A 24,278-nucleotide genomic window follows, 5' to 3' on the forward strand; every position below is an offset into this window, starting at 1 on the left:
CATCGTCTCGGTGATCTGACCCGACTTCGATCTGCGGTTCTCCCTTGCCGAAACAGGGAGGTGGAAACCGTGGAACCGCATTTCTTCGTTGAGCTCCTGTCCGCTCTGCTGGGCGTCTTCGCCTAGACCGGCGGACGTGGTGCCCACTGCACGCCGTAACCGCGGCCCTGACGGGGGTGTGAGAACTCCACGTCGATCTCACCGATCTCGTCGACGGGCAGCCTCGCGGGCCAGGGCGTCAGGTCGTCGGTGTCGCGGGCCAAGGCCTCGTCGACGCGCCACACCGACTCGGGCAGGTCGTTCCGGTCGAACCGCACCCGCAACCGGAACGACTCGCACATCCGCTCCGGCCAGAACACGTAGGTCGGACGCATCGACTGTCCCCGCGGCACCCTCACCTCCAGTGCGAACTGGTGCGTTTGCCCCGTGTTGAGGGGTCGGGGCAACCGCAGCTTCATGAGGAAGCGCCGCGGGGACGGTCGTTCGTGGCCGATGAGCTCGACCCCGTGCAACACCTCGATGTCCAGGTCGCCCGGCGCGCCCTCGGGGGTCGGGGAGGGGATCGTGATGGACCAGGCGATCTCGTTCACGCCGTCGGTGTCGGCCACGACGGTCCGGCGCTCCGTGCAGGCCGGCGTCGGGCCGTCCAGCTTCAGCAGCGCCTCGAACTCCTTGACGTGCCACGACTCGGACGGTGCCGGGGGCGCCGTCGCCGGAGCCGGTTGCAGCGCCACCTCCACGAGGCGCTGCAAACCGGACTCCATCCTCCTGCGCACCGTGCGCGCGCCGCGGTCCTGCTGCCGCGCGAGCCAGTCGATGCGTTCGTTGAGGAACCGGTACTGCGCCTCGTCGTGCAGTCCGAGCGGCGCGAGAACGGCGTTGCGGACCTCCACCGGGAATCCGCGCACCGCGTTCGTCACCCACTCGCGCAGTTTCGTGCGCACGGTCTCCGCGCCGTCCGCCTCCGCGATGCCGCACACCTGGCGCAGCGCAGGACCGACGTGCACGTCGATTCCGGGAGTCTGCACACCGCGCCCGCGGCACAACGTGCGCAGTTCTTCCATCAACTGCTCAGGTGAGACAGACATCCATCCTCCGCGCGGATTTCAGTTCGCCGGACATGTCGGGCCCACCTGCTCCGGCGTTACTGCGGACGCACCCGTCCGGGTGAATGTGGATATCGACGGGCAAAGTGGCCGACCTACACCCTATGACAGATCATCTCCCGCCGAACGACTGATGCCCTGATCTCGTCGATCACGGTAACGTGCTGGTCACGGGCCTGGACTGCACCTCCTGTCCGGGCATCCCTGCCGATGTGGAGGTTCCTTTAGTGCTGCGCACAATTCTCTCCGCCGTATCAGTGTTCGCGCTGATCAGCGGTGCCACGCCCGCGGTCGCCGCACCGGTCGAGGGCGCATATCTGCTCCAGTTCCGCGACACGTTGTCCGACGCGCAACGCGTCCAGCTCAAGGGCCTCGGGGTCCGGCTCGGCGCGTTCGTGCAGGACGGCACCTACGTGGCGCGGATGACGAACACGGCGCGGATCGCCCGGTTGAGCTACGTGCGGGACCTGCGCCCGTTCGAGGCCCGGCCGCAGGTGGCCGCGCTGTCCGGGTCCGCCGCGTACCTGGTGACGCTCGTCGAGCAGAACGCCGACGACCAGAGGGCCGTCGCCGACAAGATCAAGGCGATCGGCGCGCGCGTCGACTCGATCTCGGCGAGCCGCGAACACATCCTGGCCCACCTGGACGCGGGGCAGGCGGCGCAGGTCGCGAAGCTGCCGGCCGTGCTCGCCGTCGACCCGGTGTCCGCGCCGGAGACCGACATGGCGATCTCCCGCGAGTCGTCCGGTGCCAACTACGTCGAGGCCGCCGGCGGCTACCGCGGCCAGGGCGTGCGCGGCGAGGTGATGGACGGCGGGCTGCGCACCACGCACCAGGAGTTCAAGGCCCGCCCGCCGCTGATGCACACCGGCAACTCGTCGAGCACCTCGCACGGCACGTCGACCTACGGGCAGATCTTCGCCTCCGGCGTCTCGGCCGCGCAGCGCGGCGTGCTGCCGGAGGGCCAGGGCATCTTCGCCGTCTACAACTCCGGTGACCGCTACGCCCACACCGCGCAGCTCGTCGACCCGGCGGGGCAGTACCGGGCGGTGTTCCAGAGCAACAGCTGGGGCGACTCGCTCACCACCGCGTACACGTCGGTCTCGCAGCAGATGGACCGGATCGTGTTCGACCACGACATCCTGATCTGCCAGTCGCAGAGCAACGCCGGCACCCGCAGCTCACGCCCGCAGGCGTGGGCGAAGAACGTGCTGTCGGTCGGCGGCCACTACCACTACAACACCGCCTCGCGCGCCGACGACAAGTGGAACGGCGGCGCGTCGATCGGACCGGCCGCCGACGGCCGCATCAAGCCGGAGCTGTCGAACTTCTACGACCGCATCGACACCACGTCGTCCACCTCGGACACCTCCTACACCACGTCGTTCGGCGGCACGTCCGGCGCCACGCCGATCACCTGCGGCAACGCCGGCCTGCTGTTCCAGATGTGGGCCGACGGCGTGTTCGACGGCGGTCCCGGCAAGGGCCGTGACGTGTTCACCGCGCGCCCGCACGCGGCCACGGCCAAGGCGCTGCTGATCAACACCGCCGACCAGCACGCGTTCTCCGGCACCACGCACGACCAGACCCGCACCCACCAGGGCTGGGGCACCGCGTCCGTGCGCAACCTCTACGACCGCGCGAAGGCCGGCGGCTGGAAGCTCCCGGTGCTGGTCAACGAGACCGACCTGCTCACGACCGGCCAGTCGCGCAAGTACACCGTGACGTCGAACGGCCAGACGCCGCTGCGGGCCACCCTGGCCTACACCGACCCGGCCGGCTCGCCGACCGCGGCCAAGGCCACCGTCAACGACCTCACGCTCAAGGTCACCGCGCCCGACGGCACCGTCTACTACGGCAACAACGGCCTGCTGGCCGGCAACTGGTCGACGCCCGGCGGGTCCGCGAACACCGTCGACACCGTCGAGAACGTGCTCGTCCAGACGCCCGCCGCGGGCACCTGGACGGTCGAGGTGATCGCGACGGCGGTCAACGTCGACGGCCACCGCGAGACGGCCTCAACGGACGCCGACTACGCCCTCGTCGTCTCCTAAAGAGTGCACGCGGGGAGCTTTCGTACTCTCTGAGCGCACGAAAGGCCCCCGCGTGCGACGGCACGCGGGGGCCCCGCGTTCCCTTTTCGGGTCACGCGGGAGTCCCGCGTTCCCCTGGGGGGCACGCGGGGGCCCCGCGTGACACGTCACTCGAAGCGGGACGGGTCGCCGGCGCCGTAGCGGGTGATCTCGGGCTCGCCGTCGGAGAAGTCCACCACCGTGGTGGGCGTGGTGCCGCACTCACCGGAGTCGATCACCGCGTCCACCACGTGGTCGAGCCGTTCCTTGATCTCCCAGCCCTGCACCAGCGGCTCCGCCTCGTCGGGCAGCAGCAGGGTGGACGTCAGCAGCGGCTCACCCATCGCCTGCAGCAGCGCCTGCGTCACGATGTGGTCCGGGATGCGCGCACCCACCGTCTTCTTCTTCGGGTGCATCATCCGGCGCGGCACCTCCTTCGTGGCGGGCAGGATGAACGTGTAGCCGCCCGGCGTCGCCGCCTTGACCGCGCGGAACACCGCGTTGTCGACCTGCACGAACTGCCCGAGCTGCGCGAAGTTCTCGCACATCAGGGTGAAGTGGTGCTTGTCGTCGAGCTTGCGGATCGACCGGATCCGGTCGATGCCGTCCTTGTTGCCCAGACGGCAGCCCAGCGCGTAGCAGGAGTCGGTCGGGTACGCGATCAGGCCGTCCTCCTGCAAGATCCGCACGGCCTGGTCGATCGCGCGCTTCTGCGGGTTGTCCGGGTGGACGTCCAGGTACTTCGCCATGGCCGCGCAGTCTAGGCCGATCAAGGTTTGAGCAGCACTTTGACCATGCCGTCGGCCTTCTTCTGGAACGTCTCGTACGCCCGGGGCGCCTCGGCCAGCGGCAGCCGGTGCGTGGCGAAGTCGTCCACGCCCAGCGGGTCGCCGTCGGTCAGCAGCGGCAGGATCTCCGGCACCCAGCGCCACACGTTCGCCTGGCCCATGCGCAGCTGGACCTGCTTGTCGAACATGGTGAGCATGGGCATCGGGTCGGCCATGCCGCCGTAGACGCCGGAGATCGAGATGGTGCCACCGCGCCGCACGATCTCGATGGCGGTGTGCAGCGCCTTGAGCCGGTCCAGGCCCGCCTCGCGCATGAACTTCTGCGCGACCACGTCCGGCAGCAGGCCGGTGAACTGCTGCGCGGCCTTCGCGACCGGTGCGCCGTGGGCCTCCATGCCGACCGCGTCGATCACCGCGTCCGGCCCGCGACCGCCGGTGAGGTCCCTGACCACCTCGGCGATGCGCTTGCCAGCACCCCGCAGGTCGATCGTCTCGACGCCCCTGGCCTTGGCGCGGGCCAGCCGTTCGGGCACCAGGTCGATGCCGATCGCCCGCACGCCCCGGTGCATCGCGACCCGGCACGCCATGTCGCCGATCGGGCCGAGGCCCAGCACCGCGACCGTGCCGCCGTCCCGCACGCCCGCGTACTCGACCGCCTGCCACGCCGTGGGCAGCACGTCCGACAGGTACACGAACCGGTCGTCCGACGGGCCCTCCGGCACCTTGATCGGCAGGCTGTTGCCGAACGGAACCCGCAGGTACTCGGCCTGACCGCCGGGCACCTGGCCGTAGAGCTTCGTGTAGCCGAACAGGGCGGCACCGGACCCGTACTCGCGGACCTGCGTCGTCTCGCACTGCGACTGCAGCCCCTGGTCGCACATGAAGCAGTGGTTGCAGGAGACGTTGAACGGGATCACCACCCGGTCGCCGGGCTTGAGCTCGGTGACCTGGGCGCCCACCTCCTCGACGACGCCCATCGGCTCGTGCCCGAGGATGTCGCCCTCGGTGAGGAACGGCCCCAGCACCTCGTACAGGTGCAGGTCCGACCCGCAGATGCCGCTGGACGTGACCCTGACGATGACGTCCTCTGGTTCCTTGAGCGCCGGGTCGGGAACGTTGTCGACCCGGACGTCGCGTTTGCCGTGCCAAGTGACTGCCTTCATGCCCAGGGCGTTCCCCGGTCGTTCGCATTGATAACCTGGGACGACTCTCTTTCCCCGGTTTTGGAGACCCTCAGCGATGCTCGACCGTGCCGTCGTCGACGCCCTGTTCCCCTCGGACCTGCCCGAGCCGTCCCACTGGGAGGAGCAGTACCCGCCCCGCGGGCTGGCCGAAGGCGCCAAGGTCACCCGGCTGGGGCCGTCGCCGACCGGTTTCCTGCACATCGGCGGCCTGTACGTCGGCATGATCGACCGCGACATCGCCACCCACTCCGGTGGCTCCTACATCGTGCGCGTCGAGGACACCGACCAGGCCCGTGAGGTCGAGGGCGCCGTCGACCAGTTCAACCGGGCGTTCGCCTACTTCGGCATCCAGCCCGACGAGGCGGACTCCGTCGGCGCCTACGGCCCGTACCACCAGTCGCAGCGCGAGCAGGTCTACCTGACCTACGTGCGCGAGCTGCTGCGCCAGGACAAGGCGTACCTCTGCTTCGCCACGAAGGAGGAGCTCGCCGACATCACCGCCCGCCAGCAGGCGACGAAGCTCCCGACCGGCTACTACGGCCGCTGGGCGCTGTGGCGCGACAAGACCGCCGAGGAGGTCCAGGAGGCCCTGGACGCCGGCCGCCCGTACGTCGTCCGCTTCCGCTCGCCGGGCAAGGCGGGGGAGCGCACCTCGTTCGTGGACGCGATCCGCGGTCAGCTGGAGCACGACGCCAACCGCAACGACGTGGTGGTCCTCAAGGCCTCCGACCAGTCGCCGCGCCTGCCCACCTACCACTTCGCGCACGCCGTCGACGACCACCTGATGCGCGTGAACCTGGTGATCCGCGGCGAGGAGTGGATCTCCTCGGTCCCCACCCACCTGCAGCTGTTCGACGCACTGGGCTTCGAGCGCGTCGAGTACGCCCACATCGCGCCGCTGATGAAGCAGCAGGGCGGTTCCCGCCGCAAGCTCTCCAAGCGCAAGGACCCCGAGGCCTCCGTCGAGTACTTCATCGAGGCGGGCTTCCCCGCGCAGGCCGTCCAGTACTACCTGCGCGGCCTGGTCAACGCCCGCCTGGCCGAGCTGCCCCTGGCCGAGGCCCTCGAGTCGCCCCTGACGCTGGCCGAGTGCGGCGTCGCCGGCCCGCTGGTCGACCTCGTGAAGCTCGACGACATCTGCGCCGACTACGTCGCGACCCTGTCCGGCGAGGAGATCGTCGAGCGCATCTCGGTGTGGGCGGCCACGTACGACCCCGAGCTGGTCGAGGTGCTGTCGTCGTCTCGCGAGGAGGCACTGGCGGCCCTCCAGGTCGAGCGCGGCCCGGAGGTCTCGAACCCGCGCAAGGACCTCCGCAAGTGGTCCGACTTCCGCTCCGCCTACGGGTTCTTCTTCCCGTCGCTGTTCGAGCTGGTCACCGACCGCACCGACGAGCGCCTCGGCGGCCTGTCCCCGGAGCTGATCTCGGCCTTCGCCGCGGACTTCGCGGACGGCTACGCCGACCTCGAGGACGGGCAGGAGTGGTTCGGCCAGATCCGCGAGCTGGCCGGCAAGCACGGCTTCGCGCCGAACCCCAAGGAGTTCAAGAAGAACCCGGACGCCTACCCCGGCTCCATCAAGGAGGCGGCGCAGCTGGTCCGCGTCGCCCTGACCGGGTCGACCCGCAGCCCCGACCTGCACTCCGTCGCCCGCACGCTGGGCAAGGACGAGGTGCTGCGGCGGGTGCGCGCGCTCGCCGGCTGATCTTCGGCTGACAACGGCCCCCTGTTCCGGAAGGAGCCGGGGGCCGTTCGCTGTCCGGGCACGCACGTGCACACCCGCCCCACCTCAAAATCCTCGACCAAAATCCCACACGAACGCACAGCTCGGACAGTGGAACCTCGTCCAGGCCCGTTCCGGAACAAAGTCATGAGAGCGTTCCCATTGACGTGGGTGTAACACGGAGTTGAGGATCGGCGGCATGCATTGGAGAAGCACTCTCGCCGCAGTGCTGGGGTTGACGCTCGCCGCCAGCGCGACGTCGGCGGCCACTGCGCAGGAAGCGCAGCACCGGCCGCCGAAGCAGACGGTCATCGGGCAGCCCAAGACCGAGCACGGGTGCGCCCGCATCGAGAAGTCCCTGCCGACGCTGAAGGACTGGCCGAAGGTCGACAGCCAGCTCGACGGTGACCGCAGGGACGAGGCGCGCGTCAAGGCGATCCTCAAGGACATGACGCTGGCCGAGAAGGTCGGCCAGATGACGCAGCCGGAGATCGCCGCGATCACCCCGGCCGACGTCACGACCTACGGGTTCGGCTCTGTCCTGAACGGCGGCGGCAGCTTCCCCGGCGGCAACAAGCGGGCCACGCCGCAGGACTGGCTGAAGCTGGCCGACGCCTACTGGGAGGCGTCGAAGCAGACGCGCACCAAGATCCCCGTCATCTGGGGCATCGACGCGGTGCACGGCAACAACAACGTCTTCGGCACCACGGTCTTCCCGCACAACATCGGTCTCGGTGCCGCGCAGGACCCGTGCCTGGTCCGCGACATCAGCGCGGCCACCGCGGAGCAGATCCGCGCCACCGGCCAGGACTGGGCGTTCGCGCCGACCCTCGCCGTCGTCGAGGACGACCGCTGGGGCCGCACCTACGAGGGCTTCTCCGAGGACCCGCGGATCACCCGCGCCTACGGCTACGAGGCCGTCAAGGGCTTGCAGGACAACGCGAAGAAGCGCATCGGCGAGGATGGCGTGATCGCCACCGCGAAGCACTTCATCGGTGACGGCGGCACGACCGGCGGCAAGGACCAGGGCGTCAACCCGTCCACCGAGCAGAAGATGATCAACGTGCACGGGCAGGGCTACTACGGTGCCCTCGCCGCCGGTGCGCAGACGGTGATGATCTCGTTCAACAGCTGGACGAACGACGTCATCAACGAGGGCAAGGTGCACGGCAGCAAGTACGTGCAGACCGGCATCCTCAAGGAGAAGATGGGCTTCGACGGCCTGCTCGTCTCCGACTGGAACGGCATCGGCCAGGTCACCGGCTGCACCAACGCGAGCTGCGCGCAGGCGATCAACGCCGGCATGGACATCATCATGGTGCCCAACGACTGGAAGGCGTTCATCACCAACACGATCGCGCAGGTCCAGGCCGGCGAGATCCCGATGGCGCGCATCGACGACGCCGTCACCCGCATCCTGCGCGTCAAGCTGCGCGCCGGCACGTTCGACGCCCCCAAGCCCTCGCAGCGCGAGCACGCGGGTGAGCAGAAGGCGTTGCTGCACAAGGAGCTCGCCCGCGAGGCCGTGCGCGAGTCCGCGGTGCTGCTGAAGAACGACAAGCGCGTGCTGCCGTTGTCCAAGCGCAGCAAGGTGCTCGTGGTCGGCAAGAGCGCGGACAACATCTCGAACCAGACGGGCGGCTGGACGCTGTCCTGGCAGGGCACCGGCAACACCAACGCCGACTTCCCCAACGCCACCAGCATCCTCAAGGGCATCCAGGACACCCTGGGCACCGCCAACGTCACGTTCGCCGAGACCGCGGAGGGTGTGGACGCGAGCCAGTTCGACGCCGTCATCGCCGTCATCGGCGAGACCCCGTACGCGGAGGGCGTGGGCGACCTCGGCAAGCGGTCGTTCGAGGCCGCGCGCCTGCACCCGCAGGACATCGCCGTGCTGGACAAGGTCTCCGGCAAGGGCAAGCCGGTCATCACCGTCTACGTCGGCGGCCGCGCGCTGCACATGAACAAGGAGATCAACCGCTCCGACGCGTTCGTGGCCGCCTGGCTGCCGGGCACCGAGGGCCAGGGCATCGCGGACCTGCTGATCCGCGGCAAGCACAACGGGTTCAGCGGCAAGCTGTCCTACTCGTGGCCGGCCGAGGCCTGCCCGGCGCTGCCCGGTGAGCCCGCGAAGACGCCGCTGTTCAAGCTCGGCTACGGCCTGCGCGACTGGCAGACCGGCAACGTCGGCAAGCTCGACGAGACCAGCCCCGGCGCCCTGTGCTCCGGCGGTGGCGGCGGCACGGCCACCGAGGACCTGGAGGTCTTCAACCGCACCGACGTCGCGCCCTACCAGTCGATGATCGGGTCGGCGGAGAACTGGGGCGGCACGGTCATCGGCCCCGACGGTCAGGCCGCGCACGCCGAGATCAACGTCGTGCAGTCCGACGTGAACGTCCAGCAGGACGCGCTCAAGACGACGTGGACCGGCACCGGCCCCGCGCAGGTGTACCTGCAGAGCCCGGTCGCAGCCGACCTGCGCGGCTACGGCAACGCCAACGCGGCCGTCCAGTTCGACGTGATCGTGCACCAGGCCCCGGCCAACCGCACGGTCCTCAGCGCGCACTGCGTGTATCCGTGCCTGGCGGAGTTCGACGCCACGCAGGCGTTCCGCAGCCTCCCGATCGGGCAGAAGGCGACCGTCAAGATCCCGGTCTCCTGCTTCTCCGACAAGGGGCTCGACCTGGAGACCGTGAACACGCCGTTCCTCGTCTACACCGACGGCACGTTCCAGGCCTCGTTCGCGAACGTGCGGTGGGTGCCCAAGGCGGGGGCTGATCCGGACGCCTTGCCCTGCACGTAGCTCGTCAGCAGACCGCGGCGCGGCCCTCCCGGGAGCGGGGGAGCCGCGCCGCTGCTGTTCTCAGCGGCGGGCCTCGACCTTCAGCCCACCGGTGGTCACCGCGCGGAGGTGCTCACCGGCCAGCAGGTCGTGCGGGTGGCCGAGGTCGATCGCGCTCACGGCGTCCAGCCGGGCCAGCTGGTCGTCGGAGAGGTCGACCGCCAGCGCGTCCAGGTTCGCGAGCAGCTGCTCGGGGGTGCGGGCCCCGACGACGGGTGCGGTCACGCCCGGCTGCCGCAGGTTCCACGCCAGCGCGACCTGCGCGGGCGTGCGGTCCAGCTCCGCGGCGACCTCCCGCACGACATCGGCGATGCCCAGCGCGCGTTCGGTGACCATGCCCAGGGCCGCGTTGAAGCTCCTGCGGGTGCTCTCGGTCGTGTCCGGCGCGGTCAGGTCGGCGCGGCGGTACTTGCCGGTCAGCACCCCGCCGCCCAGCGGCGAGTACGGCGTCACGCCCAGTCCCAGCGCCCGCGCCATCGGGACCAGGTCGCGCTCCGCGGCCCGGTTGAGCAGGCTGTACTCGACCTGCACCGCCACCAGCGGCGACCACCCGCGCAGGTCAGCGACCGCCTGCATGCGCGAGATCTCCCACGCGGGGGTGTTCGACACCGCCACGTACAGCACCTTGCCCTGGCGCACCAGGTCGTCGAGGCTGCGCAGCACCTCCTCGGCCGGTGTCGCGAAGTCCCACACGTGCACGTGCAGCAGGTCGAGGTAGCCGGTCCGCAGCTGCCGCAGGCTGTTCTCCACCGACGCGACCAGGTTCTTGCGGTGCGCGCCACCGGAGTTCGGGTCGCCGGGCCGGCGCAGCGTCGCGTACTTCGTCGCCAGCACCAGGCTCTCGCGGCGGTCCCCGGCGAACTCGCCCAGCAGGCGCTCGGAACCGCCGTAGCCGCTCGCGGTGTCGATGAAGTTGCCGCCGCGCTCGACGTAGGTGTCGAACAGCTTCCGCGCGTCGGCGCGGTCGGCGCCCCAGCCCAGCTCGCTGCCGAACGTGGCCGTGCCCAGCGCCAGCGGGGAGACCCGCAACCCCGAGCGGCCCAGCAGCCGGTAGGTGTCGAGGGTGGTTGCCATCAGGTCCTCCTGTGCTCGTCGTGCGACCAGGGTCGGCCGGCGGCGAGCGGCGGGTAAGGGACGGCGCTTCCTGGGAACAGCCGTCCCACCCGGCGGGTTGGACCAGGGGTGATCAGCACCACCGCGGAGCTGGCCGCGTTCCTGCGGACCCGGCGCGAACGCCTCGACCCCCGCGCCGTCGGCCTGCCCGAACGCCGTTCCCGCCGCACACCCGGTCTGCGCCGCGAGGAGGTCGCCGAGCTGGCCGGGATCAGCGTCGACTACGTCGTGCGCCTGGAACAGGCCCGCGGGCTGCGGCCGTCGGCGGACGTGGTGGAGGCGCTGGCCGGGGCGTTGCGCCTGGCACCGGACGAGCGCGCCTACCTCTACGGCCTGACCCGGCAGCGCCCGCGCGGTACCGCCGAGCCCGCCACCACCGCGGACCCGGCGCTCGCCGCGCTGGTCGCCGACCTCGCACCGCGCCCGGCCATGGTCCTCAACCACCGCTACGACGTCCTGGCCTGGAACGACGCGATGGCGCGGCTGTTCCTCGACTTCGGCACGCTGCCGCCAGCCAGGCGGAACGCGATCCTGGTGTGCCTGGTGGACCCGCGGATGCGCACGCTCTACGCCGACCGCGACCAGGTCGTGCGGGACGGGGTCGCGCACCTGCGCACGGCGTGGGCCGCGCACTCCGACGACCGGGTGCTGGGCGCGCTCATCGCCGAGTGCGTGGCCGGGGACGAGCAGTTCGCCCGGCTCTGGGCCTCGGGCGAGGTCAGGGTCAACGCCCGCGGGCACAAGGTGCTGCACCACCCGGACGCCGGAGTCATCACCACCCGGTTCGAGACGCTGCGGCCGGTGCAGGACCCCGGTCAGCTGGTGGTGGTGCACCGCGCCGCGGACGCCGCGAGCCAGTCCGCTCTGGACGCTCTGACGGCCTAGCTGTCGAGGTCAACCGGCTCGCCCCGGATCGCGGTGACCGCACCGCCGGTCTGCGCGGCGAGCCAGACCTCGAAGCCGTCCGGGTCCTTCGTCAGCACGGTGAAGGTGACGTCGTGGCCGTACTCGGTGTCGGCGACGTGGTACCCGGCCGCGCGCAACGCGTTCTCCAGCTTCCCGGCCTGGTCGTGCGGAACGGCCAGAAGCACGCTCTCGTGCCGTTCGCGGGTCAGCGTGCCCAGTGCGTCGACCGCCTCGGATACGGCTCGTCCGTACGCACGGACCAAACCACCCGCGCCCAGCTTGATGCCGCCGTAGTAGCGGGTGACGACGACGGCGGTGTCGACCAGGTCGCGCCGGGTCAGCACCTCCAGCATCGGCACACCGGCGGTGCCCGCGGGCTCGCCGTCGTCGGAGGACCGCTGGGTGTCGGCGGTGCGGAACGCCGTGCAGTTGTGCGTGGCCTGCCAGTGCTCCTTGCGGACGCGGGCGAAGAACTCGGACGCTTCCTGGTCGGAGGTGACGCGGGCGACGTGGCACAGGAACCGCGACCGCCCGATCTCGATCTCGTGCGTGCCGTTCCGCCTGATCACCTTCACGGCTCGATCATCCGCCGCCGCTCCGCCTCGCCGAACAGCGCGTCCAGCTCCGCGGGCGGCACCTCCTCCAGCTGCTCGAACGTGCAGTCCCGCGGCTCCTTGTCGGGGCGGAACCGCACCAGCCGCGCCGTGTGCCGGAACCGGCCGCCCTGCACGTGCTCGTAGCGCACCTCGGCCACCCGCACCGGGTCGAGCAGCACGACCTGGAGCTGCTTGTCGGGGTTCCAGCGGCTGTTCATGCCGGGACCCTCGTACGTCGCCCAAGCGCTCCACGGGTGCTCCGCGGGGTCGAGCAGGGGCGCGAGCTCCTCGACCAGCTCCCGCCGCCGGGCCGCGGTGAAGCTGCTGGCCACGCCCACGTTGTGCAGCTCGCCGTCCCGGTAGAGGCCGAGGACCAGCGACCCGACGGTCTCGCCGTCCTTGTGCAGCCGGTAGCCCGCGACCACGCAGTCGGCCGTGCGCTCGTGCTTGACCTTGAACATCACCCGCTTGTCGGGTTCGTAGACGCCGTCCAGCGCCTTCACCACCACACCGTCGAAGCCGGCGCCCTCGAAGCGGGTGAACCAGTCCTGCGCCACCTCCGGGTCCGTTGTGGACGGTGTCAGGTAGGCACCGGGCACCTCGCGGACGGCGTCCTCCAGCATCGTGCGGCGCTCGGCCAGCGGGAGGCCGGTCACGTCGGTGTCGCCGAGGGCCAGCAGGTCGAACGCCACGAAGCTCGCCGGGGTCTCCGCGGCGAGCTTGCGGACGCGGGACGCGGCGGGGTGCAGGCGCAGCTGAAGCGTGTCGAAGCTCAGGCCGTCCGGGGTGACCAGCACGATCTCGCCGTCGACCACGCACCGCGGCGGCAGCGCGTCCCGCAGCAGCTCCACGACCTCGGGGAAGTAGCGGGTCAGCGGCTTGTCGTTGCGCGAGCCGAGCTCGACCTCGTCGCCGTCGCGGAACACGATGCAGCGGAAGCCGTCCCACTTCGGCTCGTAGTGCAGGCCGTCCCCGCGCGGCAGCTCGGGCACGGACTTCGCGAGCATCGGCTTCACCGGAGGCATCACGGGCAGGTCCACCTCCGGACCATAAGCTCAGCGCAACGCCACCGCGAGCTTTTCCAGCTCCCCGACGTCGGCGTCCATCCCGTCGTGCTCGGGCACGGCCAGCGCGATCGGCCTGCGCTGCGCCACCCCGCCCGCCCTGCGCGTCTCCAGGCCGGCCCGCAGCCGTTCGGCCAGCGGCAGGTCCTCCGGCGTCTGCGCGACGTACGGGCTGATCCGCACCAGGCCGTCCCGGCACTCGATCACCCGCCGGTAGTAGCGCCGGTGCACGCCGCGCAACGAGAACGCGTCCCGCCGCGACGGCACCCGGTGCAGCGCGTCCTCCGGGAACGACTGGTGCAGCAGCGTCCACAGCGGACCGAGCCGGTGGTAGGCGCGCAGGTGCCGCAACCACAGCCTCGTCGCCGCGAACCGCATCGCCGCGACCGGGTAGAGCACGCCGACCACGCACAGCAGCACCCCGGGCAGCAGGAACCACACGGCCGCGGTCAGCAGCCAGCGGGGGAGCGGCTCGCCGAAGTAGCGCGAGACGTTCGACGACACGAAGATCGCGTCGGCGGGCACCAGCAGCGCGAGGCCGGTCGAGGTGATCAGCAGGCCCCTGCGCAGCCGCGGTTCGGCACCGCGCGCGTACCGGCGGGCCCACCCGAACATCGTCGCGAACCCGTAGAGCAGGTAGCCGTTGCCCAGCGCGTAGAACACCGTGATCGCGAGGACACCGGTCGGCCCGCCGCCCAGCGAGTTCGGCACGCGCGCCGCCGCCACCCGCAGCTCGTCCGGGATCGACAGCACCGCCCACGTCATGACCGCGATGCACCCGGCGAGCGGCACCAGGTGCTGCACCGCCTTCCGGCGCGCACCCTCGTCGTCCAGCGCGGAGAAGAGGAAGAAGCAGATCAGGCAGAACACCCCGATCTGCAGCATCGAGTGCTGGACCAGCTGGCACACCATCGGGTCGAGCCCGAGGAACCACCGCCCGTTCGCCGCCGCCCGCCCGAACGGGTAGCCGACCGCCCAACCGGCCACCAGACCGGTCACCGAGCGCAGCCGCGGGTCGTGCGGGCGGCGCACCAGCAGGTACAGCACCACGGCGAGCGCGGAGAACGCGACGATGCCCTGCGTCTCCTTCAGGTACTCCACTACAACCACCCGATCCGGTCGGCGAGCGAGGAGGCCATCCGCCGCGCGGGGCCCTCCGAGCTGCGCGGCGCGACCTGGTCCAGCACCGACGCCCATTCGAGGATGATCGTCGCGACCGTCTCGGCCTCGCGTTCGTGCGCGGAGTCGTAGGAGGTGCGCCGCAGCGCGCGCCGCACCGCCTCCGGTTCGAGGTCCGGGTACAGGCCGGCGAGCAGACCGTCGTCCTGCTCGGAGGTCGTGTGACCGGCCAGCAGGTGCCCGAGCTCGTGCAGGATGATGTGGTTCTGGTGCGCCTTCGACGTCTCCCGCTGGTACAGGATGTAGTCGGCCTGCGCGGTCGCGATCCAGACGCCGAACGGCCCCGGCACCGGGATCGGGTGCGCGAGCAGCCGGATCGGCCTGCCGCGCTGCTCGCCGACGCGGCGGCACAGCTCGGCGACGTCCAGCGGCGGCTGGATGTCGAGCTCGTTCAGCAGCCGGCGGCAGCGCCTGCGCAGCTCTCGTTCGGCCACGGGTCAGCCCTCGCCGCGCTCGGCCTGTTCCTGCCGGTAGACGACGTCCAGCAGCTCCATGACGAGCCGGCGCCGGTCCGGTGACAACGCATCCGCGCGCATGGCCATCAGCTGCGCGTCGCTGGAGGCGGTCAGCTCGTTCAACCTGGACTGCTCCTCCTTGAGCAGCTGCAGCTGCTCGTTGACCCGGTCGGTGACCTCGTCGTCGAAGAAGTAGCTCACCGGCACGCCGAAGAACCCCGCCAGCGCCTGGAGGTGCTTGAAGGTCGGGTTGTCCTTGCGGCCCTTGCGCAGCTGCCAGATGTAGCTCTGCGAGATGGTCACCCCGGTGTCGGCGATCGCCGCCGCGACGTGCTCGTTGCTGTACTCCTGCCCGGACCGCGCGGTGTGAGCGGCGAACAGGTGGTTGAGCTTGTCAGCCAGGGACCGTTCCCCCGCCATTGCCGACTCCTCCCGTTGCGCGCGGTGAGCATTTCCACCCACGGAAAGAGCTGTGCGGGTGACTGGATTTTCACCAGTTGAAAGCCGCCGTGGGCCAACATAGACTCCCACCGTGGGAGTCTCAACCGCGACCGGGGTACCCGCGACCTGGGAGGCAGCAGGTCATGGCGCTCGCTGAACGGCAGGGACCGTTCCACCGGGCGGTGATCGACGTCGTCTACCGCACCATGGGCCGGCTCGCGCGGGCGGACTCGCCGCACGAGGTCGTCGAGCTGCGCGAACAGCTGCGCTCGGCGCTGCCGTGGTGGCGCGGACTGCTGCGGATGCACGAGCCCGACGAGAAGCACCGGTGCAAGTCGTGCCACACCTGGTACGGGCGCCACCGCGCCTGGCCGTGCCCGGTGTGGAGGGACGCGGTGTCGGCGTTGCACCAGCTCAACGACATGTACGGCTTCCTCCCCGCGCCCGGCCCGGCCTCCGCGGCGCGGAGACCGGCCGAACGCGTCACCGTGACGGCCAGGCCGCAGCCGGGCACCGCCGACTGACGACCCGGCCGGTCAGCCGATCCGGAAGCTCTGCGCGGCCGAGCCGGTGCACGTCGCCTGCACCAGCTGCACCCCGTCGGCGTTGTTCCCGGCCGGCGCCGACAGGCACTTGCCCGAGTGCCGCGCGACGATCGTCGAGTAGCCGTCGGAGCCGGTGGTCACCCGCCACTGCTGGTTGGCGCCGCCGACGTAGTCCCACAGGTGCAGGCCGGCGCCGTCCGCGGTGGACACGTCGCTCACGTCGACCACCTTCGCGGGGTTGTTGCGGTACTCCAGCCGGGAGAAGCCGTCGGTGGTGGCCACCGCGCGGAAGTTCTGGGCGGTGGTGGAGTTGCAGGTGTACTGCTGCACGACGGTGCCGTTGCCGGTACCGGCGGCGCGGGCGTCGACGCACTTGCCGTTGCCGCGGTTGACGAGGGTCTTCCACTCCGGCTGCGGCTGCCGGGTGCCGCCGCCCAGCCACAGCAGGCTGTCGACCAGGAAGTCGTTCTGCGTGGCGGAGGCGAACGTCGAGGACCTCGGGACGTTGTTCACGTAGTCCATGGCGTTGTGGCCGAAGTTCGCGTAGACCATCTTGAAGTTCTTGTTGGTCCACATGATCGGGTAGTAGCCGCTGCGCCACTGCTGGTTCGGGTCGGTGCCGAGCGGGAAGCTCGACGGGTCGACGCTCGCCAGCACCTGGACGTCCGGGTTGGTGCGCAGGTCGCGCGACCAGCTGTACCACTCGCTGACCGACGACGTGAAGCGCTCCGGCAGGCGCAGGGTCGCCGGGTGGGTGCGGGTCTCGACCTTCAGCACCGCCGTGGTGGGCTCCCAGGTGTTGCTCACGAAGTTGCCCTTGCCCAGGAACGTGTTGTGGTACCACGACCACTCGTTCGCGTTCTGGGTGAACGCGCTGACGTGGAAGCCGAAGAACCCGCCACCGGCCTCCACGTACCGCTGGAACCCGGCACGGGCCGCGGCACCGGTGGGCGCGTCGTCGAGGAACACCACGACCTGCGCCTGAGCGGGCGTGAGGGTGGCCAGGCGATTCCAGTCCCGCGTCGCCTCGTAGGTGAAGCCGTTCTCCTGGCCGGCGCGGGTCAGCCACGGGTTCGCCTCGTTGACGAAGGCGACGTGCGCCGCGTCGAACGTGCCGTTGTAGAACGCCAGCACCTTGAACGGGGCGGCCTGGGCCGGTGCCGGGACGGCGACCGGGACGGCGACCGGGACGAGTGCCGCGGCGAGCATCGCCAGCAACGCCAGCAGTTTTCGGGCCATGGGGGCACACACTCCATCTCACAGGGGTTGCGCGCCCGAAGATCATCGTAAGGGTGGTCCAGACCTGTTGGGTACCGGGACGTTCACAGAATTCTTCTGCGCCACAACAGGAAGCCGCCGAGGACCGCGAGCCCGCCGACCGCTCCGATCACCGCCGACAGCCCGATCCTCGTTGTGGCGGAAGGAGGTTGTTCGGTGCTCGACGCAACGGGAACGGGCTTCCGTGCCGAAGCGGTCGCGGGTGCTGCCGCGAGCTCGACGTCCGTGCACGAGTAGTAGGTGTCGGGCGTGTCGGTGTTCTGCCAGACCGTGTAGACGACGTGCCGGCCCGTTCGCTTCGGCAGCTGCACCGTGAACCGGTACGCGTCGTTCACCAGCGGGGGAGAGGGCACGGTCAGGAACTGCTCCAGGTCCGCCCATCGCAGCGGCCGGGCCGGGGAGTAGCCGTCGCGGGTGACGTAGAACCGGAACGAGCCCTGGTGCGGGATCGTCGCCCGGTAGGTGAACGCCGTGGTCGTCAGCCGGGTGGTCGGCCAGTCGGCGCGCGGCTGGTCCAGGCCCGCGTACCTCGGCAGCCCGGCGCTGCACAGCTTGCCGTCGGGCACGCGCGCGGTGTCCTGCCCGGCGACGTTCGCCAGCCGGACGTCATCCCACTTCGTGGACGGCAACCCCGCTGCGATGGCGGTCCGGCACGGCGAGGATGATGCTGTCTGCCGGCCCGGTGAGCAGAGAAAAGCCCTGCTCGGTGGGTCGGTGGGCGCGCCATGGGCGTGCGCGGGAACCGCGGAGAGCATCATGAGCAGCGCTGACACGCCCACAAGGCGAAACAATTCGGCACCTCCCTGTCTTCCAGGGGTACGCGTGCCAGACCCGAGTCGTTCACGGAAGATGTAGTGTCATGTCCTTCGCTGATGAGGTGTCCGCGGCCGCAGCCCGGCTCGGTGGAGTCGCTCGCACGACCCCGCTGGAGGTGAACCAGCGGCTGTCCGAGCGCACCGGCGCCCGCGTCTGGTTCAAGCGCGAGGATCTCCAGGTCGGCCGCTCGTACAAGCTGCGCGGCGCCTTCAACCTGCTCTGCCAGACCGAGTTCGCCTTCGGCGGCGCGGTCTGCGCGTCGGCGGGCAACCACGGCCAGGGCATGGCGTACGCGTGCCGCCGCCTGGGCATCGAGGGCCGCGTGCACGTGCCGCGCACCACGCCCCGCCAGAAGCGCGACCGCATCGCCGCCCTCGGCCAGGGCATGGTGCAGCTCATCGTCGACGGCGACACCTACGACGACGCGGCGGCGTTGGCCAAGGAGTACGCCCAGCACACCGGCGCCACCCTCGTGCCGGCGTTCGACGACGCGCGCACGGTCGCGGGCCAGGGCACGGTGGGCCTGGAGATCGTGCAGCAGCTCGGTGGCGCCCCGGACGTGGTCATCGCCCCGGTCGGCGGCGGCGGCCTGCTCTCCGGCGTCGGCACCTGGTTCAAGGAGCGCTTCCCGCGCACCCGCGTCATCGGCGTGGAACCCGCGGGCGCGGCCAGCATGATCGCCGCGATGCAGGCGGGCCACCCGGTCACGCTGCCCGAGGTGGACACGTTCGTCGACGGTGCGGCCGTGCGGCGCGCGGGCGACGTCACGTTCCCGATGGTGCGCGACTCCGGTGCCGAGCTGCTCACCGTCGCCGAGGGCGCGGTCTGCACGGAGATGCTGGAGCTGTACCAGATCGACGGCATCATCGCCGAGCCCGCGGGCGCGCTCGCCTCGGCGGCGCTGCTGGAGGAGATCTCGGTCGCGCCGGACGCGACGGTCGTCTGCCTGCTCTCCGGCGGCAACAACGACGTGTCGCGCTACGCCGAGATCGTCGAGCGGTCGATGATCCACCGCGGCCTCAAGCACTGGTTCCTGGTGGAGTTCCCGCAGGAGCCGGGCGCGCTGCGGCGGTTCCTCGACGACGTGCTCGGCAAGGACGACGACATCGTGCAGTTCGAGTACGTGAAGCGGGACAACCGGGAGACCGGTGCCGCGCTCGTGTGCATCGAGCTGGGCCGGCGCGAGGACTACGACCTGCTGTGGGGGCGGATGAAGGAGTCCCCGCTCAAGATCCAGCACGTGGAGCCGGGGTCGACCGCGTACCGCTTCCTGATCTGAGAACGGAAACCCCGGGCCGCGCCGGTGCGCGACCCGGAGCTCCCTGACCGGGTGTCACGTCCTGGGGGTGCAGAGCTTCCACGCGAAGTGGTACGTCGTCTCGATCGACCCGTCGGTCGAGTCCATCGCGATGAAGCTGGTGGTCTTCTTCGGGTCGGACGTGCCCGCGCTGACCCGCAGCTCAGTGTTGATGTTGAAGTTCCGCTTCTCACCGCACGGGTGGTAGACGATCGCGGCCACGTCGGTCGTGTCGGTCGCCTGCCAGTCGTCGCTGAACGGGCCCTTGTAGTTGTGCTGCCTGTACTCGGTCTGCGACATGCCCTGGAAGTAGTAGTTGGCCCGCTCCAGGGCGGTGGCGCCGCGTTCGAGGTGCGCGAACCCGCGGTAGTCGGTCGAGGAGATGCCGTAGGTGAAGCCGGACGGCACGTTGACGCGCAGGTTGAGCTGGCAGTTCTTGCGGAAGTCGGTCGGCAGGGCCTGCGGGCCGACCTGGGCCATGAACTCGCTGTAGGTGACGGTGAAGGCCTTGTTGTCGGGGGACACGGCGACGGCGGCCGTGCCGGCCCGGCAGCCCGACCCGTTGATGGTCACGACGTCGATGGTGATGTGGTCCGGCGGAGGCGTGGTGCCGGGTGCGCCTCCCGGCGGGATGATGATCGTCGACGTCGCGAGCACGGCCGCGGCCACTGCGTTGAGCATGGGGCACCTTTCCGACTGGAGTCCGACAAAGACCGGCGGCGGCGGTGGACGCAGCTGTCAGCAGCGCTTCCAGGAGAACTGGTACTTGGTGCTGACGCTGCTGTCGGTGGAATCCATCGTCATGAAGCTGTTCGCCTTCGACGCGGTTCCCGCGTTCACGCGCAGTTCGGTGTTGATGTTGAGGTGCCGGACCTCACCGCAGGGCGCGTAAATGATTTCCGCCACCTGCGCACGGTCGGTCGCCTGCCAGTTGTCGCTCTTCGGGCCGGTGAACGTGTGGGTGCGGCTGGCGGTCTGGGACATGCCCTGGAAGTAGTAGTTCCCCTTCTCCGTCCCGGTGGCTCCCGCCTGCAGGTGGGCGAAGCCGCGGTAGTCGGCCTGGGCGATGCCGAACGTGAAGCCCTGCGGGTAGGTGACGCGCAGGTTGAGCTGGCAGTTCTTGCGGAAGTCGGTGGGCGCGGAGCCCTGCCCCGCCTGCGCGAGGTACTGGCTGTAGGTCACCGTGAACGCCGTGCGGTCGTCGGCGGAGGCGACGGCGGCGGTACCGGCGGGGCAGCCGGAACCGTTCACGGTGACCACGTCGATCGTGACGAAGTCGGGGACGTCGGGAACCGCCTGGGCGGCGGGCGCGGCAACGACGACCGCGGACAGCGCGAGGGCGGCAGCCGCCAGCGTTTTCAGCATGGCCAGCCTTTCTTTCCTGGGGTGCGGAACCGGCGGCGGAATGGGAACCGATCGCGTTTCCGGATGATTTCGGGGTGTGCGCGAACCATGCTCGCCGACCGCGGGCGGAATTGACCTGACGGTTGTCTGACGATCGCCGCGGCTGCTCTGAACGAGCGAAAGCCGCCTCGCCGGAGCAGCGCGGCGGCCCACGCCGGAGTGATCTGGCGCTCATCCCGGCATCAGGTGGTCCCGCCGCACGTTGACAACGGTGACGTCCGACGACTCGACGAGGAGTGCCTGATGGCTCCGGACCAGCTGACCGTCTACTCCACCTCGTGGTGCGGGTACTGCCGCATCCTGAAGAGCTCGCTCGACCGCGAGGGCATCGAGTACGCGGAGATCAACATCGAGGAGACGCCCGGCGCGGCCGACTTCGTGATGAGCGTGAACGGCGGCAACCGCACGGTGCCCACCGTCCACTTCCCGAACGGCACGGCGCTCACGAACCCGTCGCTGGCGCAGGTGAAGGAACAGCTCGCGAGCTAGTCCCCTTCCGGGGCTGAGCAGACGCCTGGGCAGCAACGGCGGGCGAGGCTTCTGGCCAGGTGCTCAGTCCTCGTACAGGAACGCCGTGGTCGACTGGCCGTCCAGCGACTCGCGCAGGATGTCCGCGTGGCCCGCGTGCTGCGCGGTCTCCCTGATCAGGTGCAGCACGATCCGGCGGATCGACATCGGGCGCGGGTCCGGGTCCCAGGGCGCGGACGGCAACGGCACCGGGTGGTCGAGCGAAGCGGTGCGCACGGCCTCGTCGGTCGCGCGCACCGCTTCGTCGTAAGACGTGAGCAGCGCGTCGAAGTCGCCGCCCGTCCAGGTGTACTGGTCGAAGTCCAGCATCCCGGGCGGGGGCAGGGGCTGCTCGGTGAGGATGTGCGTCCAGCCGCGCTCACACCGGGTGAGGTGCTTGAGCAACCCACCCAGCGTGAGCTCGCTGGCGGTCGTGCGCTTCGCGGCCTCCGCAGCGGTCAGACCCCGCACGGTGACGCGGAAGGTCTTGCGTTGGTCGTTCAGCTCGTGCAGCAGTTCGTCCAGCTCCATGGTCATGCAGTGAAGCTGACAGCGAACCAGGACAGCTCAAGTCCTAGCAGTACAGGTTGCCGCCCGGCGTCACACCGATGATGCCGGTGATCGACTGGTACTTCGAGACGCGGCTCTGGACCTGCGCCGGGTTGCGGCCGTCGCACTCCAGTGACCCGTTGATGCTGCGGATCGTCTGACCGAAGCCGGCGCTGTTGACCATCGCGTCGTGCGGGGTCATGGTGCCGGGGCCGCGCTGCGTCATCCAGTACCAGATCGCCGTCCGCCACGCGGTCGTGGAGTTCTGCGCCACCTGGTACGGGTTCTGCAGCAGGTTCAGGCCGAGGTAGTCGCCCGCGGCCTTGTAGTTGAAGTTCCACGACAGCTGGATCGGACCGCGGCCGTAGTAGGCGTAGGTACCGGCCGGGCAGCCGTAGGGCTGGCTCTCGTCGCAGAGGTCGTTGTTCTTGTTGATCTCTTCGATGTAGACCAGGCCACCGGTCTCGTGCGACGCGTTCGCGAGGAACGCCGCGACCTCCTGCTTCTTCACCGTGTCACTGCCGGTCGTGGCGAACGCGGGGATGGTGCGGGCCGCGTCGACGAAACCCTGGTAGGTGTAGAAGCTGTTGCGGCCGGGGAACATCTGGTTGAACTGGGCCTCGGTGACGGGGAAGCCACCGGGGTTGCCGCCGCCACCGCAGTTGTGCGGCTCCCAGAACCACGTGGAGACCGTCGGGTCGTAGCCGGGGTTGTCGTGCTCGGCGATGTAGTAGGAACCGTTGTAGCGCACGATGTTGCCGGTGTAGTACTGCCGGCCGGCCACCCAGTCGGTCGCACTGCTGCAGGTGGTGCCGCCGCCACCGCCGCCACCACCGTCACAGCCCGTCGGCTCCCAGTACCAGGTGGAGACCGTCGGGCTGTAGCCCGGGTTGTCGTGCTCGGCGACGTAGTAGTTGCCTTCGAACCTCACGATCGAGCCGGTGGTGTACCACTTGCCCTGGACCCAGTCCGTGAAGGTGCAGGCCTGCGCGGACACTTCTGCCTGAGAGGACGCGGTCGGCGCGATGACGGCGAGGGAAGCCGCCACCACACCCGCCGCGAGAGACGCCAAGATGCGTTTTTTCAGCAAGGTCACCCACCTCTGGAGTCTTTAGCGCATCCGAGGGATCAAGGATGTGAACAGTGCTGCTGAGCCTGGCATCAATGGTCCAGACCAGTCAAGGGTCTAGACCTCTTCTGCCCTCAGCAGTACAGGTTCGAACCCGGTGTGACGCCGATGATCCCGGTGAATGAGCGGTACTTCGAGACGCGGCTCTCGACGGTTCCCGGGTTGCGGCCGTCGCACTCCAGCGACCCGTTGATGCTGCGGATGGTCTGACCGAAACCGCGCGAGTTGACCATGGCATTGTGCGGGGTCATCGTGCCGGGACCGCTCTGCGTCATCCAGTACCAGATCGCGGTCTTCCACGACGTGGTGGCGTTGGTGGCGACCTGGTCGGGGTTGCTCAGCAGGTTGATGCCCAGGTAGTCGCCCGCGGCCTTGTAGTTGAAGTTCCACGACAGCTGGATGGGGCCGCGGCCGTAGTACGCCCTGGTGCCCGCCGGACAACCGTAGGGCTTGGTCTCGTCGCAGTAGTCACCGCTCTGGTTGATCTCGCGGATGTAGACGAGCCCGCCGGTCTCGTGCGAGACGTTCGCGAGGAACGCCGCGAGCTCCTGCTTCTTGACCGTGTCACTGCCCTGGTTCGCGAACGAGCCGAACGCGCCCATCGCGTTCCGCAGGCCGCTGTAGGTGTAGAAACCGTTGCGGGACGGGAACATCCGGTTGAACTGCGCCTCGCTGACGATGAACGGCGCCGCCGTCGCCGGCTGCACGAGCGTGAAGACGCCCAGCAGCGCGACGAGCAGGGCGGCGGCGCGTGTGGAGAACATGCGGACCAACTCCTCCGAGCATCTGCGCGCCCACTGTGTTACCGCTCTCACGGTGGCAGGCAGGCACTCCGAGCACAAGAGGTGGTCTATACCTTTTGGGCCTGATCCGTCAGGAGCCGGACCCGTAGGGCCGGGTGATGATCTCCAGGGTGTGGCCGTCCGGATCGCTCCAGTAGACGCCCCGGCCGCCGTCGTTGCGGTTGATCTCGCCGGGGCGGCTGCGGAACGGGTCGGCCCAGTGCTCGAGCCCCTGCTCCCGGATGCGGCCGAAGACCTCGTCGAACTCGTCCTCGGTCACGAGGAACGCGTAGTGCTGCTCGGCGATCGGGCCGGGCGCGGTCACGTAGTCGAGCGAGACGCCGTTCGCGACCTCGACGACGAGGAACGGGCCGAAGCGCACGGGGGCGGGCAGGCCCAGCAGGTCGGTGAGGAAGCGGGCGGAGCGCTCCTGGTCGGTGGCGTGGACGATGGTGTGGTTGAGCTGTACGGGCATGCCTCCTGCTTACCCCGGTGCCGGGGAGTT

General features: G+C 69.9%; 24 protein-coding genes. 7 read left to right on the forward strand and 17 right to left on the reverse strand.

What is annotated here, in order from left to right; all coding sequences use genetic code 11:
* Positions 1 to 122: 122 nt before the first annotated feature.
* Entirely contained in the window at positions 123 to 1,088 is a 966-nt protein-coding gene (locus ACZ7CH_RS05855) for a hypothetical protein (RefSeq protein ID WP_360398679.1), read from the reverse strand.
* A 245-nt stretch (positions 1,089 to 1,333) separates the two neighbouring features.
* Here ACZ7CH_RS05855 and ACZ7CH_RS05860 point away from each other — a divergent pair, with 245 nt between their 5' ends.
* On the forward strand, positions 1,334 to 3,160 hold the full coding sequence (locus ACZ7CH_RS05860; RefSeq protein ID WP_458433428.1) for a S8 family serine peptidase: 1,827 nt from the start codon (positions 1,334 to 1,336) through the stop codon (positions 3,158 to 3,160).
* 146 nt (positions 3,161 to 3,306) lie between these two features.
* On the opposite strand, the gene ACZ7CH_RS05865 is transcribed toward ACZ7CH_RS05860, so the two are convergent.
* Both ACZ7CH_RS05865 and ACZ7CH_RS05870 read right to left on the reverse strand, forming a co-directional pair.
* A complete protein-coding gene (locus ACZ7CH_RS05865; RefSeq protein WP_458433427.1) occupies positions 3,307 to 3,927 on the reverse strand; it encodes an L-threonylcarbamoyladenylate synthase in 621 nt (206 codons plus the stop codon).
* A gap of 20 nt (positions 3,928 to 3,947) precedes the next feature.
* Positions 3,948 to 5,129 (reverse strand): zinc-dependent alcohol dehydrogenase, encoded by a 1,182-nt coding sequence (locus ACZ7CH_RS05870; protein WP_360398673.1) that lies wholly within the window; start codon positions 5,127 to 5,129, stop codon positions 3,948 to 3,950.
* 76 nt (positions 5,130 to 5,205) lie between these two features.
* Here ACZ7CH_RS05870 and ACZ7CH_RS05875 point away from each other — a divergent pair, with 76 nt between their 5' ends.
* Together ACZ7CH_RS05875 and ACZ7CH_RS05880 are read left to right on the forward strand one after the other, a co-directional pair.
* Positions 5,206 to 6,852: a glutamate--tRNA ligase gene (locus ACZ7CH_RS05875; RefSeq protein WP_470373269.1), complete on the forward strand. Its 1,647-nt coding sequence runs from the start codon at positions 5,206 to 5,208 to the stop codon at positions 6,850 to 6,852.
* Positions 6,853 to 7,099: 247 nt separating this feature from the next.
* Positions 7,100 to 9,673 carry a glycoside hydrolase family 3 protein gene (locus tag ACZ7CH_RS05880; RefSeq protein WP_470373458.1) on the forward strand — a complete coding sequence of 858 codons (2,574 nt, stop codon included), beginning with the start codon at positions 7,100 to 7,102 and terminating at the stop codon, positions 9,671 to 9,673.
* 60 nt (positions 9,674 to 9,733) lie between these two features.
* Here ACZ7CH_RS05880 and ACZ7CH_RS05885 read toward each other — a convergent pair whose 3' ends face one another.
* Positions 9,734 to 10,786 (reverse strand): aldo/keto reductase, encoded by a 1,053-nt coding sequence (locus ACZ7CH_RS05885; RefSeq protein WP_470373270.1) that lies wholly within the window; start codon positions 10,784 to 10,786, stop codon positions 9,734 to 9,736.
* A gap of 108 nt (positions 10,787 to 10,894) precedes the next feature.
* Between ACZ7CH_RS05885 and ACZ7CH_RS05890 the strand changes: the two genes are divergently transcribed.
* The gene (locus ACZ7CH_RS05890) at positions 10,895 to 11,710 is read left to right on the forward strand and encodes a helix-turn-helix transcriptional regulator (protein ID WP_470373271.1); all 816 of its coding nucleotides are present in this window, start codon (positions 10,895 to 10,897) and stop codon (positions 11,708 to 11,710) included.
* Here the strand turns inward: ACZ7CH_RS05890 and ACZ7CH_RS05895 are convergent.
* The 5 genes from ACZ7CH_RS05895 to ACZ7CH_RS05915 are packed head-to-tail and all read right to left on the reverse strand — an operon-like array spanning position 11,707 to position 15,445.
* Positions 11,707 to 12,306, reverse strand: a complete 600-nt coding sequence (locus ACZ7CH_RS05895) for a YigZ family protein (RefSeq protein WP_470373272.1) — start codon at positions 12,304 to 12,306, stop codon at positions 11,707 to 11,709. The genes ACZ7CH_RS05890 and ACZ7CH_RS05895 overlap by 4 nt on opposite strands.
* Entirely contained in the window at positions 12,303 to 13,367 is a 1,065-nt protein-coding gene (locus ACZ7CH_RS05900) for an ATP-dependent DNA ligase (RefSeq protein WP_470373273.1), read from the reverse strand. The genes ACZ7CH_RS05895 and ACZ7CH_RS05900 overlap by 4 nt, the downstream gene beginning before the upstream one ends.
* 15 nt (positions 13,368 to 13,382) lie before the next feature.
* Positions 13,383 to 14,492 carry an MAB_1171c family putative transporter gene (locus ACZ7CH_RS05905; RefSeq protein WP_470373274.1) on the reverse strand — a complete coding sequence of 370 codons (1,110 nt, stop codon included), beginning with the start codon at positions 14,490 to 14,492 and terminating at the stop codon, positions 13,383 to 13,385.
* Complete coding sequence (locus ACZ7CH_RS05910; RefSeq protein ID WP_360398659.1) at positions 14,492 to 15,004, reverse strand: hypothetical protein; 513 nt, start codon at positions 15,002 to 15,004, stop codon at positions 14,492 to 14,494. The genes ACZ7CH_RS05905 and ACZ7CH_RS05910 overlap by 1 nt, the downstream gene beginning before the upstream one ends.
* A gap of 3 nt (positions 15,005 to 15,007) precedes the next feature.
* Positions 15,008 to 15,445, reverse strand: coding sequence for a helix-turn-helix domain-containing protein (locus ACZ7CH_RS05915; RefSeq protein WP_360398657.1), 438 nt, complete (start codon positions 15,443 to 15,445; stop codon positions 15,008 to 15,010).
* A gap of 164 nt (positions 15,446 to 15,609) precedes the next feature.
* On the opposite strand from ACZ7CH_RS05915, the gene ACZ7CH_RS05920 reads away from it, so the two are divergent.
* Positions 15,610 to 15,990, forward strand: coding sequence for a hypothetical protein (locus ACZ7CH_RS05920; protein ID WP_360398655.1), 381 nt, complete (start codon positions 15,610 to 15,612; stop codon positions 15,988 to 15,990).
* A gap of 12 nt (positions 15,991 to 16,002) precedes the next feature.
* Here ACZ7CH_RS05920 and ACZ7CH_RS05925 read toward each other — a convergent pair whose 3' ends face one another.
* Together ACZ7CH_RS05925 and ACZ7CH_RS05930 are read right to left on the reverse strand one after the other, a co-directional pair.
* Positions 16,003 to 17,250: a ThuA domain-containing protein gene (locus tag ACZ7CH_RS05925; protein WP_470373275.1), complete on the reverse strand. Its 1,248-nt coding sequence runs from the start codon at positions 17,248 to 17,250 to the stop codon at positions 16,003 to 16,005.
* Between the two features lie 83 nt (positions 17,251 to 17,333).
* Positions 17,334 to 18,047, reverse strand: coding sequence for a lytic polysaccharide monooxygenase (locus tag ACZ7CH_RS05930; protein WP_470373459.1), 714 nt, complete (start codon positions 18,045 to 18,047; stop codon positions 17,334 to 17,336).
* Positions 18,048 to 18,148: 101 nt separating this feature from the next.
* Here ACZ7CH_RS05930 and ilvA point away from each other — a divergent pair, with 101 nt between their 5' ends.
* The gene (ilvA, locus tag ACZ7CH_RS05935) at positions 18,149 to 19,384 is read left to right on the forward strand and encodes a threonine ammonia-lyase IlvA (RefSeq protein WP_360398651.1); all 1,236 of its coding nucleotides are present in this window, start codon (positions 18,149 to 18,151) and stop codon (positions 19,382 to 19,384) included.
* A gap of 54 nt (positions 19,385 to 19,438) precedes the next feature.
* Here ilvA and ACZ7CH_RS05940 read toward each other — a convergent pair whose 3' ends face one another.
* Together ACZ7CH_RS05940 and ACZ7CH_RS05945 are read right to left on the reverse strand one after the other, a co-directional pair.
* Entirely contained in the window at positions 19,439 to 20,083 is a 645-nt protein-coding gene (locus ACZ7CH_RS05940) for a DUF4360 domain-containing protein (RefSeq protein ID WP_360398649.1), read from the reverse strand.
* 57 nt (positions 20,084 to 20,140) lie between these two features.
* A complete protein-coding gene (locus ACZ7CH_RS05945) occupies positions 20,141 to 20,767 on the reverse strand; it encodes a DUF4360 domain-containing protein (RefSeq protein ID WP_360398647.1) in 627 nt (208 codons plus the stop codon).
* Between the two features lie 282 nt (positions 20,768 to 21,049).
* Here ACZ7CH_RS05945 and ACZ7CH_RS05950 point away from each other — a divergent pair, with 282 nt between their 5' ends.
* Positions 21,050 to 21,295, forward strand: coding sequence for a mycoredoxin (locus tag ACZ7CH_RS05950; RefSeq protein ID WP_360398645.1), 246 nt, complete (start codon positions 21,050 to 21,052; stop codon positions 21,293 to 21,295).
* 63 nt (positions 21,296 to 21,358) lie between these two features.
* Here ACZ7CH_RS05950 and ACZ7CH_RS05955 read toward each other — a convergent pair whose 3' ends face one another.
* The 4 genes from ACZ7CH_RS05955 to ACZ7CH_RS05970 all read right to left on the reverse strand — a co-directional run bounded on the left by ACZ7CH_RS05955 (position 21,359) and on the right by ACZ7CH_RS05970 (position 24,248).
* On the reverse strand, positions 21,359 to 21,850 hold the full coding sequence (locus tag ACZ7CH_RS05955; protein WP_470368660.1) for a DinB family protein: 492 nt from the start codon (positions 21,848 to 21,850) through the stop codon (positions 21,359 to 21,361).
* A gap of 37 nt (positions 21,851 to 21,887) precedes the next feature.
* Positions 21,888 to 22,952: a glycoside hydrolase family 19 protein gene (locus ACZ7CH_RS05960; protein ID WP_360398641.1), complete on the reverse strand. Its 1,065-nt coding sequence runs from the start codon at positions 22,950 to 22,952 to the stop codon at positions 21,888 to 21,890.
* Between the two features lie 113 nt (positions 22,953 to 23,065).
* A complete protein-coding gene (locus tag ACZ7CH_RS05965) occupies positions 23,066 to 23,755 on the reverse strand; it encodes a chitinase (RefSeq protein ID WP_360398639.1) in 690 nt (229 codons plus the stop codon).
* Positions 23,756 to 23,864: 109 nt separating this feature from the next.
* On the reverse strand, positions 23,865 to 24,248 hold the full coding sequence (locus ACZ7CH_RS05970; RefSeq protein WP_360398637.1) for a VOC family protein: 384 nt from the start codon (positions 24,246 to 24,248) through the stop codon (positions 23,865 to 23,867).
* Between the last annotated feature and the right edge of the window lie 30 nt (positions 24,249 to 24,278).

The sequence above is a fragment of the Lentzea sp. NPDC037011 genome, assembly GCF_055607425.1.

Bases quoted from the DNA above. Each gene is read 5' to 3' on its own strand.
- ACZ7CH_RS05855 (WP_360398679.1), bottom strand. From the start codon at position 1,088: ATGTCTGTCTCACCTGAGCAGTTGATGGAAGAACTGCGCACGTTGTGC.
- ACZ7CH_RS05865 (WP_458433427.1), bottom strand. From the start codon at position 3,927: ATGGCGAAGTACCTGGACGTCCACCCGGACAACCCGCAGAAGCGCGCG.
- ACZ7CH_RS05870 (WP_360398673.1), bottom strand. From the start codon at position 5,129: ATGAAGGCAGTCACTTGGCACGGCAAACGCGACGTCCGGGTCGACAAC.
- ACZ7CH_RS05875 (WP_470373269.1), top strand. From the start codon at position 5,206: ATGCTCGACCGTGCCGTCGTCGACGCCCTGTTCCCCTCGGACCTGCCC.
- ACZ7CH_RS05885 (WP_470373270.1), bottom strand. From the start codon at position 10,786: ATGGCAACCACCCTCGACACCTACCGGCTGCTGGGCCGCTCGGGGTTG.
- ACZ7CH_RS05915 (WP_360398657.1), bottom strand. From the start codon at position 15,445: ATGGCGGGGGAACGGTCCCTGGCTGACAAGCTCAACCACCTGTTCGCC.
- ACZ7CH_RS05920 (WP_360398655.1), top strand. From the start codon at position 15,610: ATGGCGCTCGCTGAACGGCAGGGACCGTTCCACCGGGCGGTGATCGAC.
- ACZ7CH_RS05925 (WP_470373275.1), bottom strand. From the start codon at position 17,250: ATGGCCCGAAAACTGCTGGCGTTGCTGGCGATGCTCGCCGCGGCACTC.
- ACZ7CH_RS05930 (WP_470373459.1), bottom strand. From the start codon at position 18,047: ATGATGCTCTCCGCGGTTCCCGCGCACGCCCATGGCGCGCCCACCGAC.
- ilvA (WP_360398651.1), top strand. From the start codon at position 18,149: ATGTCCTTCGCTGATGAGGTGTCCGCGGCCGCAGCCCGGCTCGGTGGA.
- ACZ7CH_RS05940 (WP_360398649.1), bottom strand. From the start codon at position 20,083: ATGCTCAACGCAGTGGCCGCGGCCGTGCTCGCGACGTCGACGATCATC.
- ACZ7CH_RS05945 (WP_360398647.1), bottom strand. From the start codon at position 20,767: ATGCTGAAAACGCTGGCGGCTGCCGCCCTCGCGCTGTCCGCGGTCGTC.
- ACZ7CH_RS05950 (WP_360398645.1), top strand. From the start codon at position 21,050: ATGGCTCCGGACCAGCTGACCGTCTACTCCACCTCGTGGTGCGGGTAC.
- ACZ7CH_RS05955 (WP_470368660.1), bottom strand. From the start codon at position 21,850: ATGACCATGGAGCTGGACGAACTGCTGCACGAGCTGAACGACCAACGC.
- ACZ7CH_RS05965 (WP_360398639.1), bottom strand. From the start codon at position 23,755: ATGTTCTCCACACGCGCCGCCGCCCTGCTCGTCGCGCTGCTGGGCGTC.
- ACZ7CH_RS05970 (WP_360398637.1), bottom strand. From the start codon at position 24,248: ATGCCCGTACAGCTCAACCACACCATCGTCCACGCCACCGACCAGGAG.